Origin of the sequence: Streptomyces sp. SirexAA-E, from assembly GCF_000177195.2 — a bacterium.
GTDB lineage: Bacteria > Actinomycetota > Actinomycetes > Streptomycetales > Streptomycetaceae > Streptomyces > Streptomyces flavovirens.
Genome location: NC_015953.1, coordinates 4605994 through 4623183 on the forward strand (window position 1 = coordinate 4605994; position 17190 = coordinate 4623183).

General features: G+C 71.9%; 18 protein-coding genes. 5 read left to right on the forward strand and 13 right to left on the reverse strand.

Going from position 1 to position 17190, the window contains the following annotated elements; genetic code table 11:
* The first annotated feature begins 115 nt into the window (after positions 1-115).
* Positions 116-451 carry a hypothetical protein gene (locus SACTE_RS20685; protein ID WP_014047958.1) on the forward strand — a complete coding sequence of 112 codons (336 nt, stop codon included), beginning with the start codon at positions 116-118 and terminating at the stop codon, positions 449-451.
* 111 nt (positions 452-562) lie between these two features.
* On the opposite strand, the gene SACTE_RS20690 is transcribed toward SACTE_RS20685, so the two are convergent.
* From SACTE_RS20690 to SACTE_RS20700, 3 genes are all read right to left on the reverse strand, one after another.
* Positions 563-766, reverse strand: coding sequence for a PspC domain-containing protein (locus tag SACTE_RS20690; RefSeq protein ID WP_014047959.1), 204 nt, complete (start codon positions 764-766; stop codon positions 563-565).
* Positions 767-857: 91 nt separating this feature from the next.
* Positions 858-1433, reverse strand: a complete 576-nt coding sequence (locus tag SACTE_RS20695; protein WP_014047960.1) for a VanZ family protein — start codon at positions 1431-1433, stop codon at positions 858-860.
* A gap of 314 nt (positions 1434-1747) precedes the next feature.
* Positions 1748-2356, reverse strand: coding sequence for a TetR/AcrR family transcriptional regulator (locus tag SACTE_RS20700; RefSeq protein ID WP_014047961.1), 609 nt, complete (start codon positions 2354-2356; stop codon positions 1748-1750).
* Between the two features lie 175 nt (positions 2357-2531).
* On the opposite strand from SACTE_RS20700, the gene SACTE_RS20705 reads away from it, so the two are divergent.
* Positions 2532-3653, forward strand: a complete 1122-nt coding sequence (locus SACTE_RS20705; protein ID WP_226995238.1) for an MFS transporter — start codon at positions 2532-2534, stop codon at positions 3651-3653.
* Positions 3654-3846: 193 nt separating this feature from the next.
* Here the strand turns inward: SACTE_RS20705 and SACTE_RS20710 are convergent, their stop codons facing one another.
* The 4 genes from SACTE_RS20710 to afsQ1 all read right to left on the reverse strand — a co-directional run bounded on the left by SACTE_RS20710 (position 3847) and on the right by afsQ1 (position 7553).
* Positions 3847-4482 (reverse strand): SMI1/KNR4 family protein, encoded by a 636-nt coding sequence (locus SACTE_RS20710; protein ID WP_026359196.1) that lies wholly within the window; start codon positions 4480-4482, stop codon positions 3847-3849.
* A 151-nt stretch (positions 4483-4633) separates the two neighbouring features.
* A complete protein-coding gene (locus SACTE_RS20715; protein ID WP_014047964.1) occupies positions 4634-5296 on the reverse strand; it encodes a hypothetical protein in 663 nt (220 codons plus the stop codon).
* The gene (locus tag SACTE_RS20720) at positions 5293-6879 is read right to left on the reverse strand and encodes a HAMP domain-containing sensor histidine kinase (protein ID WP_014047965.1); all 1587 of its coding nucleotides are present in this window, start codon (positions 6877-6879) and stop codon (positions 5293-5295) included. Before SACTE_RS20720 ends, SACTE_RS20715 begins: the two co-directional genes overlap by 4 nt.
* On the reverse strand, positions 6876-7553 hold the full coding sequence (gene afsQ1, locus SACTE_RS20725; protein WP_176724363.1) for a two-component system response regulator AfsQ1: 678 nt from the start codon (positions 7551-7553) through the stop codon (positions 6876-6878). The genes SACTE_RS20720 and afsQ1 overlap by 4 nt, the downstream gene beginning before the upstream one ends.
* 201 nt (positions 7554-7754) lie before the next feature.
* Here afsQ1 and SACTE_RS20730 point away from each other — a divergent pair, with 201 nt between their 5' ends.
* On the forward strand, positions 7755-8525 hold the full coding sequence (locus SACTE_RS20730) for a SigE family RNA polymerase sigma factor (protein WP_014047967.1): 771 nt from the start codon (positions 7755-7757) through the stop codon (positions 8523-8525).
* A gap of 270 nt (positions 8526-8795) precedes the next feature.
* On the opposite strand, the gene SACTE_RS20735 is transcribed toward SACTE_RS20730, so the two are convergent.
* Complete coding sequence (locus tag SACTE_RS20735; RefSeq protein ID WP_014047968.1) at positions 8796-9536, reverse strand: uridine kinase; 741 nt, start codon at positions 9534-9536, stop codon at positions 8796-8798.
* Between the two features lie 64 nt (positions 9537-9600).
* Here SACTE_RS20735 and SACTE_RS20740 point away from each other — a divergent pair, with 64 nt between their 5' ends.
* Complete coding sequence (locus tag SACTE_RS20740) at positions 9601-10029, forward strand: hypothetical protein (RefSeq protein ID WP_014047969.1); 429 nt, start codon at positions 9601-9603, stop codon at positions 10027-10029.
* Between the two features lie 85 nt (positions 10030-10114).
* Here the strand turns inward: SACTE_RS20740 and SACTE_RS20745 are convergent, their stop codons facing one another.
* Genes SACTE_RS20745 through deoC form a run of 3 tightly spaced genes read right to left on the reverse strand, consistent with a single transcriptional unit; the run spans position 10115 to position 13438 of the window.
* Positions 10115-11017 carry an aldehyde dehydrogenase family protein gene (locus tag SACTE_RS20745; RefSeq protein ID WP_014047970.1) on the reverse strand — a complete coding sequence of 301 codons (903 nt, stop codon included), beginning with the start codon at positions 11015-11017 and terminating at the stop codon, positions 10115-10117.
* Complete coding sequence (locus SACTE_RS20750; protein WP_014047971.1) at positions 11010-12446, reverse strand: aldehyde dehydrogenase family protein; 1437 nt, start codon at positions 12444-12446, stop codon at positions 11010-11012. Before SACTE_RS20750 ends, SACTE_RS20745 begins: the two co-directional genes overlap by 8 nt.
* A gap of 5 nt (positions 12447-12451) precedes the next feature.
* Entirely contained in the window at positions 12452-13438 is a 987-nt protein-coding gene (gene deoC / locus SACTE_RS20755; RefSeq protein ID WP_014047972.1) for a deoxyribose-phosphate aldolase, read from the reverse strand.
* 124 nt (positions 13439-13562) lie between these two features.
* Between deoC and SACTE_RS20760 the strand changes: the two genes are divergently transcribed.
* On the forward strand, positions 13563-14198 hold the full coding sequence (locus tag SACTE_RS20760; RefSeq protein WP_014047973.1) for a PH domain-containing protein: 636 nt from the start codon (positions 13563-13565) through the stop codon (positions 14196-14198).
* Positions 14199-14316: 118 nt separating this feature from the next.
* Here the strand turns inward: SACTE_RS20760 and SACTE_RS20765 are convergent, their stop codons facing one another.
* Both SACTE_RS20765 and SACTE_RS20770 read right to left on the reverse strand, forming a co-directional pair.
* Positions 14317-15957, reverse strand: a complete 1641-nt coding sequence (locus tag SACTE_RS20765) for a phospho-sugar mutase (protein WP_014047974.1) — start codon at positions 15955-15957, stop codon at positions 14317-14319.
* A 318-nt stretch (positions 15958-16275) separates the two neighbouring features.
* On the reverse strand, positions 16276-17100 hold the full coding sequence (locus tag SACTE_RS20770) for a purine-nucleoside phosphorylase (RefSeq protein WP_014047975.1): 825 nt from the start codon (positions 17098-17100) through the stop codon (positions 16276-16278).
* Positions 17101-17190 lie beyond the last annotated feature (90 nt).

Genomic DNA, 17190 nt, shown 5'->3' on the forward strand with positions numbered 1-17190 from the left:
CGGCCGGGACCGCGGAATTCCGGCCGTTTTCCGTGTCCGGGGATGTTTGCGGGAGGGGTGCGGGGCTGACTACGTTGCAGAGCCGCTCACATCCCCTTCCCCAAGGATGAATGTCATGAAGCAGTCTGCTGTCAGGACCCTCGGTGTCGCCGCAATCGGTGCCGCTTTCGCCGCCGCCGGTGCGGGAAGCGCCTCCGCCGTCGCTCTGCCCGTCGACTCCGTGGCCGACGTGCTGCCCGCCAACGTCGCGCTCGACTCCGTGACCGACGCGGTGCCGACCGTGCAGAAGGCCGCGGGCGGCCTGCTCGACCAGCAGAAGGGCGGCAACCAGAAGGGTGGCGGCGCCCTGAAGACGAAGGGCACCAACCTGCTCGGCGGCCTGCCCGCCGGCGGCCTGACCGGCGCCCTGCCCACCGGCGGTCTGACCAGCGGCCTGCCGCTCGGCCGCTGAGGTCTCACACGCCTCGCGTGCCCCGGCACGCACAGAGGGCGCGCACCCGGTCAGGGTGCGCGCCCTCCTGCCGTTCTCCCCGTACGTGCCGTTCCCCCCTGGACCCCGCCGTCACCAGGCCGTCGCGGAGGAACGCTTCTCCGACGGCAGCAGCACCCACAGCGCCAGGTAGAGCAGGAACTGCGGGCCGGGCAGCAGGCAGGAGACCAGGAAGATCACGCGCATCGTCCCGGCGGAGGTGCCGAAGCGGCGTGCCAGCCCCGCGCACACTCCACCGATCATGCGGCCTTCGGTCGGGCGGACAAGTGCGGCCATGGTGAACTCCTTCGTGAACCGTGGCGGGAGCAGCTCCGTCGTGCTCCCGATATCTCCATGGTGCCCGCGTGAAGGAGGACAAAGCATCGCTCTACGGGGCGATACCGACCCTGGAAATCGTCGGGGTCGCCCCCTGAGGGGCTTCACTCCGCAGCGCCCGGGACTCGTGCCGGAACCGCGAGAGATCCCCGGCCCCCGCCCGGTTCCCCCGGCGCAGCCGCACCCGGCACACCGGGACGACCAGCAGATGGGCGAGCGCCACCCCGGCCGTGTTCAGCAGGATCGAGTCGACGTCCACGACCTGTCCTGGCACCCCCGTCTGCCCCAGCTCGATGGCCGACGAGATCAGGGCCCCGGCCGCGACCGTCCGGGCCAGCGAGGCCCACGGGGAGACCAGCAGCCGCCCGCCGGCCATCGGCAGCAGCACGCCCAGCGGGGCCAGCACGCCCAGCCCCTCACCGATCCGGCGCGCCGCCTCGGCCGGACCGAGGGACAGGTCCGCTCTGATCCCGTCGAAGGGCCGCAGGTTCGCGGCGGTCACCCAGGGGACGTCCAGCGGGCGCAAGGTCAGCCAGCAGACGAACAGCAGATGCGCGAGGAGGAGGACTACCCCCGCCGCGCGGAAGCGGATGACGGACCGGCCGTCCGAACTGTGACGCACGAGCACCAAGACGCCACGACCGGCAGGATCGGTTCCGCCCGGACGCGCCAAGGGACTGTGACGACCGGCACGCCCCTGCCCCCCCCCGCTGCCCGGGCCCGGTACTCGCCGTCCCCGCGGGGACCCATGGGCGCCCTCCCCATCGACCGCTGGCTCGGCTCGCATCGTCGTTCGGGTGATCGACGGGCTGCCGACAGTACGGTGGTCGGCAGGCCGGGGCGGCCAGGTGGGCCGTCGGCTGGGCGCGACTCGTTTCACCGCGGTCGTGCGGTTCCAGGAGCTGTGCGTGGGTCGACGCCGACGTACGGTGCGCGTGGGCGTCAGCCTCCCTGCGCGTCCCAGTTCGCGAGCACGGCGTCGGCCGCGGTGTGAAGGTGCCCTGCCGGTGTGCCGTCACACACCTGTGTCGAGATGCCGAGCAAGAAGCCGTGGATCATCGACGTGACGCCGTCCACGTCGGTGTCCTCGGCGAGTTCCCCTGAGTCGATACCGCGCACGACGCACGCCCTGATGCGTGCTCGGTCCGAAGCGCGACGTGCTGCCACGACCTTTCGCGCTCCGGCCTCGCCCGCCCCCGGCGCCCGCACCGTCCCCGAGAGGGCGACGAGGCATCCGCGAGGGTGGGACGTATCGGTCTGCATGCTGATCGAGCCGTGGAGGAGCAGGGAGATGGCCTCCCGGGGGCTCGCCACCTCGTCGGCCACGACGTCGGTGACGCTGCCCGGCCCGGCGATGTAGTGCTCGACGGCCTTCTCGAACAATCCCTCCTTCGAGTCGAAGGCGCCGTACAGGCTCGCGGAGGACAGCCCTGTGGCCTCGCGGAGCTGGGCCAGCGATGTCGCTTCGTAGCCCTGTTCCCAGAACAGCAGCATCGCGGCCTCCAGGACCGCCTCCATGTCGAAGGCGCGGGGGCGACCGGCGGGGGGCACGACGAACCTCCTCCATAACGGACCGATTGATCCAGTTTGACGCGCGCGGTGCCCCCTGTCAATATCGGATCGATCGATCCATAACTAGTGGAGGTCCGCCTCGATGACCACAACGTGTCCCGCGCCGGTTCCCGAGCGAGCGCACGAGTCACTCCCCGTCGCGGCGCTGGTGGTGATGGCGTGTACCGGATTCATCGTGATCATGACTGAGACGCTGCCGGCGGGACTGCTTCCGCAGCTCGCCGTCGGACTCCACGTCTCCGAAGGCGGCGCCGGACAGCTCGTGAGCGCCTACGCGATCGGAACGGTCCTCTCGGCGATACCCGCGATCACGCTGACGCGCGGGGTGCGGCGCAAGCCGCTCCTCCTCGCGGGCCTGCTCGGGTTCCTGGTGGCGAACGCCGTCACCGCGGTGTCGCCGTCGTTCACCGTCGCTCTCGTCGCCCGGTTCGTCGGGGGAGCCTTCTCCGGTCTGCTGTGGGGCATGCTCGCCGGATACGCCCGGCGTATCGCCGCACCTGAGCACGCCGGGCGTGCCCTCGCCGTCGCCATGACCGGAACCCCGGTCGCCCTCGGCGTCGGAACACCGCTTGGCGCCTGGCTGGGCTCGACGGTCGGGTGGCGCTGGTCCTTCGCCGTGATGTCGCTTCTCAGCGTCATCGTCATGATCTTCGCGAAGTCCCTCGTGCCCGACGCCCCGGGGCAGTCGACACGGACACGCGCTCCGCTCCGCCGGGTACTGGGCATTCCCGGCGTGGCGACCGTCCTCGCCGTCGTATGCGTCTGGATGCTCGCGCACAACCTGCTCTACACCTACATCGCTTCCTATCTGCAGCAGATGCGTCTCGCGCTCAGGCCCGACGTCACGCTTCTCGTCTTCGGTGTCGCCGCGCTCGGAGGCATCTGGATCACCGGCGTGTTCATCGACCGCGCACTTCGCAGGCTCACCCTGGCGAGCGTGACCCTGTTCGTGGTCGCCGCGGCGCTTCTTGCCGCCGCGCAGCAGTCCACTGTGCTCGTGCTCCTCGCGATCATCCTGTGGGGCCTCGCGTTCGGCGGCTCGGCGACGCAGTTGCAGACGGCCATGGGGGAGGCCGCGGGCGAGAACGCCGATGCGGCGAACGCGATGCTGACGACATCCTTCAACATGGCGATCTTCGCGGGTGGTGCCGTGGGTGCTGTGATCGTCGACGGCGTGGGCGCACCGGTTCTTCCAGCCGGGATGATCGCTCTCACACTCGTGGCACTCGTCATGGTCGGCTTCGGCCGGCGCGCGGCGTTCCCCGCAGGGCGTTGATCGAGAACTGACCGGACCACACCCCGTGGCTCGGCATGCCGCCTTGGACGGGTACGCGGTCCAGCGGCGGATCGGTGAGTCGGGGGCGCTGCTCGGCTGCAGGCGGCGGACCTTCTCCACGCTGACCGAACAGAGCCTCACCTGACCTGGGACGGATCGGTCCTGACGTGGGCGTGAAGGTCGGCGAGCCGACTCAGTCCATGTCCTCCTCGTCCTCCTCCATGTCCGCGTACCCGGATTGAAACAGGGCGGAGAAGCTGGGGTACTTCGTCGGGTCGCCGTACTTCGGTGCGAACGCGTAGGCGGCCCACTCGCCGTCCGGTCCGACGTCGGTCGGATCGAGCAGCCAGAAGTCCTCTCCCCGGGCGATCTCGACGGAACGGCGGAACAACTCGACTATTTCCTCGTTGTCGGGTATCGAGGCATAGATGTCGATCACGCGTCCGCCGGCGGCACTGTCCCGCATCCACACGACGCGGCCGCACGGGTGGACGCCGTCCACGTAGTCGTCCAGACGCGTCCACCCGTCGCTCGCCAGGAAGAATCCCCGCAGGCTGGGTGGGAACCGCACCCCGAGCCGCTCCTCGGATCGAACCAGGGCTTCCTCTGCGGCGGGAGCTGCACCCAGCCACTGCTCAACCCGTCCCCCTCGATCCAGAACCTCCAGCTGATCGTCGTCCAGCAGGTCGACCAACTCTTCTTCGTCGGCACGGACCTTCACGTACAGCTCGCCGTATCGCTCCAGAAAGACACGCCATTCCTCCGGCGTGTTAAGAACACCGGTAACTTCATCCGCTTCAGGCTCAGTTGCTTCAGTCACGCCGATCATGGTGCCAGGCGGCTCTGACAATGCGATGGTCGCCGACCGTACCGCCCGCGAGGGCCGGCCCGTGGTCGCTGCCTCCGATGCGGGCGTGGGATTCGACGGCAGAACCCAAGAGCGTGCAGATCAAGACACCGTGTCAACGATCGGCAAGCCCTTAGGAGGCCTTCGGCGTCGGGGCCTCCGTCGGCCGGCTCTTCGTCTCCGACGTGCACAGATAGTCCCGCGGCTCGTAGGCGCCGGGCCCGCCGAGCAGCGCCGAGCCCCCGGATCCCCCCGCGTCGCTCTCCGCGTACGAGCACACCAGCTGCGCCAGCGCCTCCGCCGGCAGGTCCTCGGGCTGCTCGCTGAGACGCAGGGTGCCCTGCGGATCGCCCGCGCGGGCACCGCCGACCCGCAGGTCCGCCGGTACCAGCGTGGAGAAGCCCGCCCGCTGCTCCTCGTCGGACGGCTTCTGCCGCAACTGGGCCAGCAGCGTCCGTGCGACCCGCAGCCGGTCCGACCCCGACCCGTCGACCTCGACCGTGCGTTCCACCGGCGCCAGCTGTGAGGCGCACACGAGATAGACCTGGACCGTCAGGCTGTCCGGCGGCCGGTTGCCGGTGTCCGTCCCGGACGTCCGGCACGGCACCCGGGACGGCGCCGCCCCGGCGTCCACCGGCACCGACGTGCTCCGGATCCCGCACCCGGCGGCCAGCGCCACACAGGCCACGGCGGCACCGAGCGCGGCGGCGGCCCGGCCGGCCCGCGCCCCGGCGGCCGGACCGCCGCCCGGCCGGGCACCCCGGCCCGCGCCGTACGAACGCTCGCTGCGCATCACGTCGCGCCGTCCTTCCCGTTCGCACCCCGGCCCCGCTCCCCGGGACGGCCGATGTCCCGGGGCCGGTCCGTGTCCGTGTCCTGGTCCTCGTCCGCGGGGTCGCCCGCCAGCCGGCCGGCGTCGCGCGGCAGCCGCAGGAGGAACACCGCGCCGTCGCCGTCCGGCGAGTTGAAGGCCGTGATGTCGCCCCCGTGGATGTGGGCGTTCTCCATGGCGATCGACAGCCCCAGCCCGCTGCCCTCCGAGCGCGGTCGGGAGGCGCTCGCCTTGTAGAAACGGTCGAACACGTGCGGCAGGACCTCTTCGGGCACGCCCGGACCGTGGTCGCGTACCTCGATGGTCAGCTCGTCGTCGTCCGCCCGCACCGCCACCCGGACCGGCGAACCGCCGTGCTTCAGCGCGTTGCCGATGAGGTTCGCCAGGATGACGTCCAGTCGGCGCGGATCCAGCCGTGCCATCAGGCCCCGCTCGGCGTCCAGATCGACCGCGTCCAGCCACGCCCGTGCGTCGATGCAGGCGGTGACCTGGTCGGCCACGTCCACCGTGTCCAGGACCAGCCGGGCCGTGCCCGCGTCGAAGCGGGTGACCTCCATGAGGTTCTCGACCAGGTCGTTCAGCCGCCGGGTCTCACTGACCACCAGGTGCACGGCGGGCGCGATCATCGGGTCCAGGCTGTCCGCCTCGTCCTCCAGCACCTCCGCGACCGCGGTGATCGCCGTCAGCGGGGTACGCAGCTCGTGCGACATGTCGGCGACGAACCGGCGGCTCGACTCCTCCCGGGCGCTCATGTCCGCGACCGTCTTCTCCAGCGAGCTCGCCGCCCTGTTGAACGTGCGGGAGAGATCGGCCAGTTCGTCCGTGCCGGAGACCACGAGACGGGTGTCGAGCTTGCCTTCGCCGAGCTTCCGCGCGGCGTCCCCCAGCCGCTGCACCGGCCGCAGCACGGTCGTCGCGGCGGCCTGCGCGAGCAACGCCGAACCGATCAGCGCCAGCGCGGTCGCCACGCCCAGGGACCAGGCCAGCGAGTTGAGGTCCTGGCGCTCCTGGTCGAGGGACTTGAGCATGTACCCGGTCGGGCCCCCGCCGATGATCTTCGTACCGGCCACCAGATAGGGCGTGTTGCCGATGGTCGTACGCTGCCAGAACAGGTGGTACTCGAAGGAGTCGCCGTTCTTGAGCGGCTGCTTCCTGTTCACCTGCTTCTGCAGCGACTCGGGCACGTCCCGCTTGGTGAACGCGTCGAGGTTCGAGGAGCCCACGATCGGCTTGCCGTCGTGGGATCCGACCAGCAGCACGTGGTACCCGGGGCTGCTGCTCGCCATCTGCTCGGCCGCGTCGCGCAGTTCGGCCGCCGTCAGCCGCGTCGGCAGCGAGGCCGCCCGGTTCTGCATCTGCCGGCGGAAGTCACCGAGCGCCGCGTCCTGCGTACGGGTCAGGACGGCCTCGCGGTTGAGCCAGTAGGCGATGCCCGACGCGGACACCGCGGCCACCAGGGCCACCAGGGCGAACACGATCAGCAGCCGCAGCCGCAGGCTGGTCCAGCGAAGACCCGCGAGGAAGGAACGCTTCGCGGCACCGCTCACTGAGGCGTGTCCAGCCGGTAGCCGACACCGCGCACGGTACGGATCAGGGTCGGCGAGGACGGCACGTCCTCCACCTTCGCCCGCAGCCGCTGGACACACGCGTCCACGAGCCGTGAGTCACCGAGGTAGTCGTGCTCCCACACCAGCCGCAGCAACTGCTGCCGCGACAGCGCCTGACCGGGCCTGCGGCTCAGCTCCAGCAGGAGGCGCAGCTCGGTCGGCGTGAGCTGCAGGTCCTCGCCGTTCTTGGTGACGGTCATCGCCGAACGGTCGATGACCACACTGCCGAAGGTCGCCGAGTCGGTGGACTCCCGCTCACCACGGCGCAGCACCGCGCGGATCCGGGCGTCGAGCACCCGGCCCTGCACGGGCTTCACCACGTAGTCGTCCGCCCCCGACTCCAGACCCACCACGACGTCGATGTCGTCGCTGCGGGCCGTCAGCAGGATGATCGGCAACTGGTCGGTGCGCCGGATGCGGCGGCAGACCTCGAAACCGTCGATCCCGGGCAGCATCACGTCCAGCACGACCAGGTCGGGCCGCTGCTCGCGAAGCAGCTCCAGGCCGTCCTCTCCCGTCGCCGCGGTGGCCACACGGTGACCCTGGCGAGACAGCGAGAGTTCGAGGGCCGTGCGGATGGCGTCGTCGTCCTCGATCAGCAACAGGAAAGGCACGGAGGTCATTGTGGCCCATGGGGGTGTCACAGTTCGACAGCGCTCCCCACTTGAGCCCTTCCCCGAGGCGTGCCGACACCCGCGCGGAGCCCTGACCTGGCTTGTGACAGGCCTGTGACAGTCGCAGGACAGGGCCATGAAATCGCCCCGGCAAGCTCGTTGGCACAAGGACAGACGAACTCCACCGATGGGGGGCGCGAGATGAACGCACTGCACAGCACCACCTCAAGCGCAGTTGTCACGCGCCTCCACGACACCGGTCGGAGCACCGAGAAGTCCGGCACCGGGGGAGGGCGGGGGTGCTTCCGCGGTGCCGGGCGTCAGCACTCGTCGCATCTGACGATGGTTGACGCGCCCACGGGGGGAAACGGGGGCCACGCGGGGGGAAACGGGGGACACGCGTACGGGGAGGGCTCGGGGGAGCGGAAGCCCCTGGCGGGGGCCGAGGACGCCGAAGCGGCGTTCACGGCCTACGTCCAGGAGCGGCGCGCCTCCCTGTACGCGACCGCCTACCACCTGACCGGCGACCGGTTCGAGGCCGAGGACCTGCTGCAGAGCGCCCTCTTCTCGACGTACCGGGCGTGGGACCGGATCAGTGACAAGGCGGCGGTCGGCGGATACCTCCGCCGCACCATGACGAACCTGCACATCAGCGCCTGGCGCAGGCGCAAGCTGAACGAATACCCGACCGAGGAGCTGCCGGAGACGGTCGGCGACACGGACGCGATGCGCGGCACGGAACTGCGGGCGGTGCTGTGGCAGGCGCTCGCACGGCTGCCGGAACTCCAGCGCACCATGCTGGTCCTGCGCTACTACGAGGGCCGCACGGACCCGGAGATCGCGTCGATACTCGGCATCAGTGTCGGCACGGTGAAGTCGAGCATCTGGCGGTCGCTCCGCCGGCTCCGCGAGGACGAGGTCCTCAGCTTCGGCCGTGACGAGGAGGAGTCCTTCGGCGAGCTGGTGGCCTGAGGGGTACGGGGGACGGGGGAGACAGGCCGCCGCTTCGGGGGAGGCGGCGGTACGGGGGCGGTACAGGCGGGGTCGGACGGGCCGGGGGGTCTCGTCGGGCCCCGCTTCGCCGTGTCCGGCTCCGTGGCCGCTCCGGCGGCCGCGCGGGACGCCGGTACGGCCCGCAAGCCGTTCACGGGGCCCGGGGCCGGTCTGTGGCCCCTCGCCCGGTCCCGTAAGCCCCTCGGTCGGCCCGCAGGGTCCCCGGTCGGCCCCGCGGGCCCCGCGCCCTCAGTCGCCCGCGAGACCCGGAGCGGCGCCCTGTTCCGTGAGCCGTCCCTCCACCGGGGCGCGGCGGCAGCGGCCCGCCGCCGCGGCGGCCAGCCGGCCCAGAGCCTCGGCCTTGCCGCAGGGATACGCGCCCAGAGCCGTCTGCCGGGCGACGATGCGCCGCTCGGCCCGCATCAGCCGCCAGCCGCGCCGGAGCAGGAACGGCACCGACTTGCGGCCCTCCCGCAGGTCCCGTACCAGCCGCCGCCGGAACGTCGTCGAAGGGCGGCCCCGCAGGCACAGCGCGTCGGCGAGCAGGCCGAGCTCCTGGCAGCGGTCCACGATGTCCGCCGCGAAGATGCCCTCGGCCACGAACAGCGGCGTACGGGCGATGTCGAGCGCCTCCACACCGCTCCGCGAGCTCGTCGCGATGTCGTACACCGGCACGTGCGTACGGCCGGTCCGGCACAGCTCCGCGACGGCGGCGACCGCCGCGTCGGCGTCCCACGACAGCACCGAGTCCCAGTCGATGTCGGTGCTACCGGTGACCACCGGCAGGGTCGGGTCGTTGCCCTCCTTGTAGAAGTCGTCCAGGCGAAGCACCGGAAGCCCGGTGCGGGCGGCGAGGGACGACTTGCCGGATCCGGAGGGACCGGCGAGCAGCACGACGCGAGTGGGGATCGGTTGGGAACTCACAGGACAGAAGTGTGAGGCATCGACCCGCGCAGGGGATCCCCGGGAGGTGCTGTTGGTATCGAGCATCACACGCCAACTACTCTGCGCACGCAAGCGATTACTCGATCAGGCTCGATCAGGTGGGAAAAACATGGCACGTCATGCACTGTCCAAGCCCCGGCGTCGCGCTCTGCTGCGCGCCGGTCTGACCCTCACCGCGCTGGGCGCGGCCCTCGGCGCGGGAGGCGCGGCGGCGGCCCAGGCGGCACCCCTGCCCGCCGTCCCGGCCACCGGGTCGGACACCGCGGACGGCACGCTGGGAGCGGTCGGCGACGCGGCGGGGCCCGCGCTGAACAGCGCGCTCGGCTACGGGCTGGCGGGCGCGGTCGCGCCCGTCACCGACCTGCAGCTGGACCCGCTCGCCGGGACGGGCGCGGACCCGCTGGACAACGCGGTGGGCGCCCAGATCGCCGACTTCAAGCCGGTGACCACGGCGATCGTCACCGACCCGCTGACCAGCGGTGGCGCGCTCGCCGACCTGCCCCTGGTGGGCAAGGTCACCGGCCTGATCACCGGCTGACCCGGCGGTCCGGACCGGCCCGCCCAGAGCCCCGCGGGGCCCGCCCCCGTGAAGCGGAGGCGGGCCCCACGGGCGCGTGCGCCGGTCAGTACGAGGAGCCGGAGGCCCCCAGGGCGCCCGTCGGGTGCCAGACCGTCTTGGTCTCCAGGAAGGCCGTCAGCCGGTGCGTACCGGGGTCGGCCGACCAGTCGGTGCCGTCCACAGGCTGTGGACGGCGGACGCGCTTCAGGTTGTCCGCGGCGGCCGCCTCCAACTCCTTCGCCAGGTCCGCGTCGTCCGCGGCTCCCGTGAGGTCGATGCCGTTGACGTCCTGGTGCGAGGCGAGCGGCGCCGCCAGCTCCGCCGTACGGCCCGACAGGATGTTCACCACACCACCCGGCAGGTCCGACGTGGCCAGCACCTCGCCCAGCGAGAGCGCGGGCAGCGGCCGGTCGGCCGAGGCGACGACGACCGCCGTGTTGCCGGCGGCGATCACCGGTGCGACGACGGAGACCAGGCCCAGGAGGGACGACTCCTGCGGGGCCAGCACCGTGACCACACCGGTGGGTTCGGGCGTGGAGAGGTTGAGATACGGCCCCGCGACCGGGTTGGCCCCGCCCACGACCTGGCCGATCTTGTCGGTCCAGCCCGCGTACCAGACCCAGCGGTCGATCGCCGCGTCGACGACGGACGCCGCCTTGGACTTCGACAGCCCCTCGGCCTCCGCCACCTCCCGGACGAACTGCTCCCGGCGGCCCTCCAGCATCTCCGCGACGCGGTAGAGGATCTGGCCGCGGTTGTACGCGGTCGCGCCGGACCAGCCGCCGAACGCCTTCCGCGCGGCCACCACGGCGTCCCTGGCGTCCTTGCGGGAGGACTGCGGGACGTTGGCCAGCCACTTGCCCTTGGAGTCCGTCACCTCGTACACCCGGCCGCTCTCGGAGCGGGGGAACTTGCCCCCGACGTACAGCTTGTAGGTCTTGAAGACGCTGAGTCGCCCGTCAGACATCGAGGTAGGCCTCCAGACCGTGACGGCCGCCCTCGCGGCCGTAGCCCGACTCCTTGTATCCGCCGAACGGCGAGGTCGGGTCGAACTTGTTGAACGTGTTGGCCCACACCACACCGGCGCGGAGCCTGTTCGCCACCGCGAGGATGCGGGAGCCCTTCTCCGTCCAGATGCCGGCCGACAGGCCGTACTGGCTGTTGTTGGCCTTGGCGACGGCCTCGTCCGGCGTACGGAAGGTGAGCACCGACAGCACCGGGCCGAAGATCTCGTCCCGGGCGACCGTGTGCGCCTGGGTGACTCCGGTGAAGAGCGTCGGGGCGAACCAGTAGCCCGTGGACGGGAGCTCGCAGGGGGCCGACCAGCGTTCGGCGCCCTCCGCCTCGCCGGTCTCCACCAGCGCGCTGATCCGGGCGAGCTGTTCGGCGGAGTTGATCGCGCCGATGTCGGTGTTCTTGTCCAGCGGGTCGCCGAGGCGCAGCGTGGACAGCCGGCGCTTGAGGGCGTGCAGCACCTCGTCGTGCACCGACTCCTGGACGAGGAGCCGGGAGCCCGCGCAGCAGACCTGGCCCTGGTTGAAGAAGATGCCGGTCACGATGCCCTCGACGGCCTGGTCGATCGGCGCGTCGTCGAAGACGATGTTGGCGCCCTTGCCGCCCAGTTCGAGCGTCGCGCGCTTGTCCGTGCCCGCGATCTGCCGGGCGATGGCCTTGCCGACGGCGGTCGACCCGGTGAAGGCGACCTTGTTCACGTCCGGGTGCTCGACGAGCGCGGAGCCCGCGTCGCCGTACCCGGGCAGGATGTTGACGACACCCCTGGGCAGTCCCGCCTGGCGGCAGATGTCCGCGAAGAACAGCGCGGACAGCGGTGTCGTCTCGGCGGGCTTGAGGACCACGGTGTTGCCGGTGGCGAGCGCCGGGGCGATCTTCCACGCGAGCATCAGCAGCGGGAAGTTCCACGGGATGATCTGTCCGGCCACGCCCAGCGGGCGCGGGTTCGCCCCGTAGCCGGCGTGGTCGAGCTTGTCGGCCCAGCCCGCGTAGTAGAAGAAGTGCGCGGCGACCAGCGGGAGGTCCGCGTCACGGGTCTCCCTGATCGGCTTGCCGTTGTCCAGGGTCTCCAGGACGGCCAGCTCGCGGGAGCGCTCCTGGATGATCCGGGCGATCCGGAAGAGGTACTTGGCGCGCTCCGAGCCGGGCAGCGCCGACCACTTCTCGAACGCCTTGCGGGCGGCCTTCACGGCGCGGTCCACGTCCTCGGCGCCCGCGCGGGCGACCTCGGAGAGCACCTCCTCGGTGGACGGGCTGACGGTCTTGAAGACCCTGCCGTCGGCGGCCTCGGTGAACTCGCCGTCGATGAACAGCCCGTAGGAGGGTGCGATGTCGACGACGGAGCGGGACTCCGGAGCCGGTGCGTAGTCGAATGCGGATGCCATGGCTATCAGTCCACCGTCACGTAATCGGGGCCGGAGTAACGGCCGGTGCTGAGCTTCTGGCGCTGCATCAGCAGGTCGTTCAGCAGGCTGGAGGCGCCGAAGCGGAACCAGTGGTTGTCCAGCCAGTCCTCACCGGCGGTCTCGTTCACCAGGACGAGGAACTTGATCGCGTCCTTGGTGGTGCGGATGCCGCCCGCGGGCTTCACCCCGACCTGGACGCCGGTCTGCTCGCGGAAGTCGCGCACGGCCTCCAGCATCAGCAGGGTGTTCGCCGGGGTGGCGTTCGTCGCGACCTTGCCGGTCGAGGTCTTGACGAAGTCCGCGCCCGCCAGCATCCCGAGCCAGGAGGCCCGCCGGATGTTGTCGTACGTGGACAGCTCGCCCGTCTCGAAGATCACCTTCAGGCGCGCCGAGCCGCACTCCGCCTTCACGGCGACGATCTCCTCGTACACCTTCAGGTAGCGGCCGGACAGGAAGGCGCCCCGGTCGATCACCATGTCGATCTCGTCGGCACCGGCCGCCACCGCGTCGCGGACGTCCGCGAGCTTGACGTCCAGCGCGGCCCGCCCGGCGGGGAAGGCCGTCGCCACGGACGCCACCTTCACTCCGGACCCGGACAGCGCGGCGACGGCGGTCCGTGCCATGTCGGGGTAGACGCAGACCGCGGCGGTGCGCGGGGTCGTACGGTCGAGCGGATCGGGGTTGACGGCCTTGGCGGCCAGCGCCCGGACCTTGCCGGGGGTGTCCGCGCCTTCCAGCGTCGTCAGGTCGATCATCGAGATGGCCAGATCGATGGCGTACGCCTTGGCGGTCGTCTTGACCGACCGGGTACCGAGGGAGGCGGCGCGCGCTTCGAGACCGACGGTGTCGACACCGGGCAGCCCGTGCAGGAAGCGGCGCAGCGCGCTGTCGGACGCGGTCGCGTCGGCGAAGGGGCTGCCTCCCCGCTCGGACGCGGCTGACGGCTTGGGGGGCGGTGCAGTCGTGGGCATGGTCACCAGAGGAGCATATCTACGCGCGTAGCGACATGTACAGTCCCCCTCCTTCTCCGCGCCCCCGCACGCCCCGGGGCGGGCACCGGGCCACCCGTCCGGGCCCGTCAGGCAGAATCGGACCATGACGAGCCCCACGCCCCCCGCCGAGCCCTCCTACGCCGACCGGACCTACCGCTCCGGAGGCGGGCTGGTCACCGGCGCGCTGCTGATCCTGCTGGTCGGCTGGGTCGGCGTGGACGCGGCGGTCCGCGGCGAGGGATGGGTCCCCTGGATGGCACTGGCCGCACTGCTGACCGTGATCCCGCTGATCGTCGCCTTCACGCTGCGACCCGCGGTGTACGCCAACGAGGAGCGCATCCGCGTCCGCAACCCGTTCCGGACCATCGAGCTGCCCTGGACCGACGTCGCCGACGTCCGCGCCTCGTACACCAGCGAGCTGTTCGCCCAGGACGGCACGAAGTACCAGCTGTGGGCGGTCCCGGTGTCGCTGCGCGAGCGCAAGAAGGCCGCCAGGAAGGCGAGCAGGGCATCGCTGGACGACCCGTTCGGCCGGACCTCCGTGCACGCCGACATCCGCGACACGCAGGCCCGCGTGGCGGCCGCCGACCGGACGGTGAACGAGCTGCGCGAACTGAAGGAGCGCGGGGCGGACCCCGGGCAGCGCGCGACCAGTGCCTCGGTGCGCTGGTCGTACGAGGTGCTCGCGCCGGTCGGTGTCGGCGTGGTGCTGCTCGTGGTGCTGCTGGCGATCGGCTGAACGGCCGGGCCCGTACGGGGAGTACGGACCGGCCCCGAGGCGGGCGGCCGGGGCTGTCCGCGGCGGAGGAAGGGTGCCTCACGCCCACCGCGGAGGTGGTGGGCGTGAAGCGGGCCCGTCAGATGCCCGCGGCTGCCGCGAGGTCGCGCTTGATGCCGGTCAGGAGTTCCGCGGCCCGTGCCCTGGCCGCCGGGAGCCCGTCCCTGCCGGAGACCGGGACCACGACCTCCAGATAGCACTTGAGCTTCGGCTCGGTGCCGCTCGGGCGGACGATCACCCGTGCCCCGGTCAGCTGGTAGCGCAGGCCGTCGGTGGGCGGCAGCCGGTCCGTGCCGCGGGCCAGGTCCTCGGCCGAGGTGACGGGCAGGCCCGCCAGGGCGGCCGGGGGGTTCTCCCGCAGCCGGCGCATGGCGTCCGCGATGACCGTCAGGTCCTCGACGCGCACCGACAGCTGGTCGGTCGCGTGCAGCCCGTGGTCCAGGGCGAGGTCGTCCAGCAGGTCGAGCAGGGTGCGGCCCCGCTCCTTCAGCACGGAGGCCAGCTCGGCGACCAGCAGGGCCGCGGTGATGCCGTCCTTGTCGCGTACGCCCTCCGGGTCGACGCAGTAGCCCAGCGCCTCCTCGTAGCCGTACCGCAGACCGTCCACCCGGGCGATCCACTTGAAGCCCGTCAGCGTCTCCTCGTAACCCAGGCCCGCCTTCTCGGCGATCCGGCCGAGGAGGGACGAGGACACGATCGACTCGGCCAGCACCCCGGAGACGCCCCGGTCCACCAGGTGGGCGGCGAGCAGCGCGCCGACCTCGTCACCGCGCAGCATCCGCCAGCCGCCCTCGGCCGACGGGTCGGGGACGGCGACGGCACAGCGGTCGGCGTCCGGGTCGTTGGCGATGATCAGGTCCGGTTCCGCCCGGCGCGCGGTCGCGAAGGCGAGGTCCATCGCGCCCGGCTCCTCCGGGTTGGGGAACGCCACGGTCGGGAACGCCGGGTCCGGGTCGGCCTGCTCGGCGACGAGCACCGGCTCGGGGAAACCGGCCCGGGCGAAGGCGGCCGTGAGGACGGAGGTGCCGACGCCGTGCATCGCCGTGTAGACGGTCCGCGCGGTGCGGGGCGACCCGGCGGCGAGGACGGCGTCGGTACGGGCGAGGTAGGCGTCCAGGACCTCGTCGCCGAGGACCTCCCAGCCGTTCTCCGGGCGCGGTACGCCGTCGAGCGGGCCGACCGCGTCGATGGCGGCGGCGATCTCCGCGTCGGCCGGGGGCACGATCTGCGAGCCGTCGCCCAGGTAGACCTTGTAGCCGTTGTCGCGCGGCGGATTGTGGCTGGCGGTGACCTCGACGCCCGCCACGGCCCCCAGGTGCCGTATGGCGTACGCGAGGACCGGGGTGGGCAGCGGGCGGGGGAGCACGGCGGCGCGCAGACCGGCACCGGTCATCACGGCCGCGGTGTCGCGGGCGAAGTCGGCGGACTTGTACCGGGCGTCGTAGCCGATGACGACCAGACCGCCCCCGTCGCCGTTCGCCTTCAGGTACGCGGCGAGGCCGGCGGCGGCCCGGATGACGACGGAACGGTTCATCCGCATCGGGCCCGCGCCGATCTCGCCCCGCAGCCCGGCCGTGCCGAACTGGAGGGTGCCGGCGAAACGTTCGGCGAGGGCGTCGTGGTCCTCGGCGTCGAGGAGGGCCTCGAGCTCCTCGCGGGTCTCCGGGTCCGGGTCCTCGGCCAGCCAGGTCCTGGCCCGGGCGATGAGGTCCTGCTGCACGGGGTCCGCCTCTCGGGGGTGCGGGTGGGTGGGTGCGGGGATGTGGTGCGGTGGTGGGGCGGGGCAGGGGTGGGCGCTGCGCGGGCTTGTCCCCTTCCCGTCCCTTCCCGAAACCGGAGGCTCGGCTCCCGGGCCCCCGGGCCCTCCGGCGTTTTCAAGCGCCGGACGAGCTGATCTTCGGGGCTCCACCCCGGGCCCCGCTCCTCGAACACCGGAGGGGCAGGAGGGGGCCGGAAAGGCTGGAGGCGGCCGGACGGGTCAGGTCCGGTCGGGGCCCGGTGGGGCCGGGCGCCAGGAGGGGCGGGCGCCCGCCGCAGGTCAGATCCGGTCCAGGACCTGGGCCAGCAGCGCGCCCATCCGGGTCGCCGACTCCAGGCCGGCCCGCAGGACCTCCTCGTGGTTGAGGGGTTCGCCGCTCAGGCCGGCGGCCAGGTTGGTGACCAGGGAGATCCCCAGCACCTCGGCGCCCGCCTCACGGGCCGCGATGGCCTCCAGCACGGTGGACATGCCGACCAGGTCGCCGCCCAGGACGCGGACCATGTTGATCTCGGCCGGGGTCTCGTAGTGCGGCCCGGGGAACTGCACGTAGACGCCCTCTTCGAGCGTCGGGTCGATCTCCTGGCACAGGGCCCGCAGCCGCGGCGAGTACAGGTCGGTCAGATCGACGAAGTTGGCGCCGACGATCGGGGACGCCGCCGTGAGGTTGATGTGGTCGTTGATCAGCACCGGCTGCCCGGGGCGCATGCCCTCGCGGAGACCGCCGCAGCCGTTCGTCAGGACGACGGTCCGGCAGCCCGCGGCGACCGCCGTACGGACACCGTGGGCGACGGCGGCGACGCCCCGGCCCTCGTAGTAGTGCGTGCGGCCGAGGAAGACGAGCGCGCGCTTCCCACCGATCAGGTAGGAGCGGATCTTCCCGCCGTGCCCCTCCACCGCGGGAGCGGGGAACCCGGGGAGCGCGGTCACCGGGAACTCGGCCTCCGGCGTGCCGAGCGCATCGCCGGCGGGGGCCCAGCCGGAGCCCATCACGAGGGCGACGTCATGGGTCTCGGCGCCGGTCAGCTCGCGCAGGCGGGCGGCGGCGTCGGCGGCGGCCGCGTGCGGGTCGCCCTGGATGTGGTCCGGAATAACAGATGCGTTCACGCGGATGAGGGTAACCGCTGATTCCCTACGCGCGTAGATGTGCGGGTCCAGAGCCTGGCCGGACCTGTTCGTGCTTTCGTACAGAAGCCG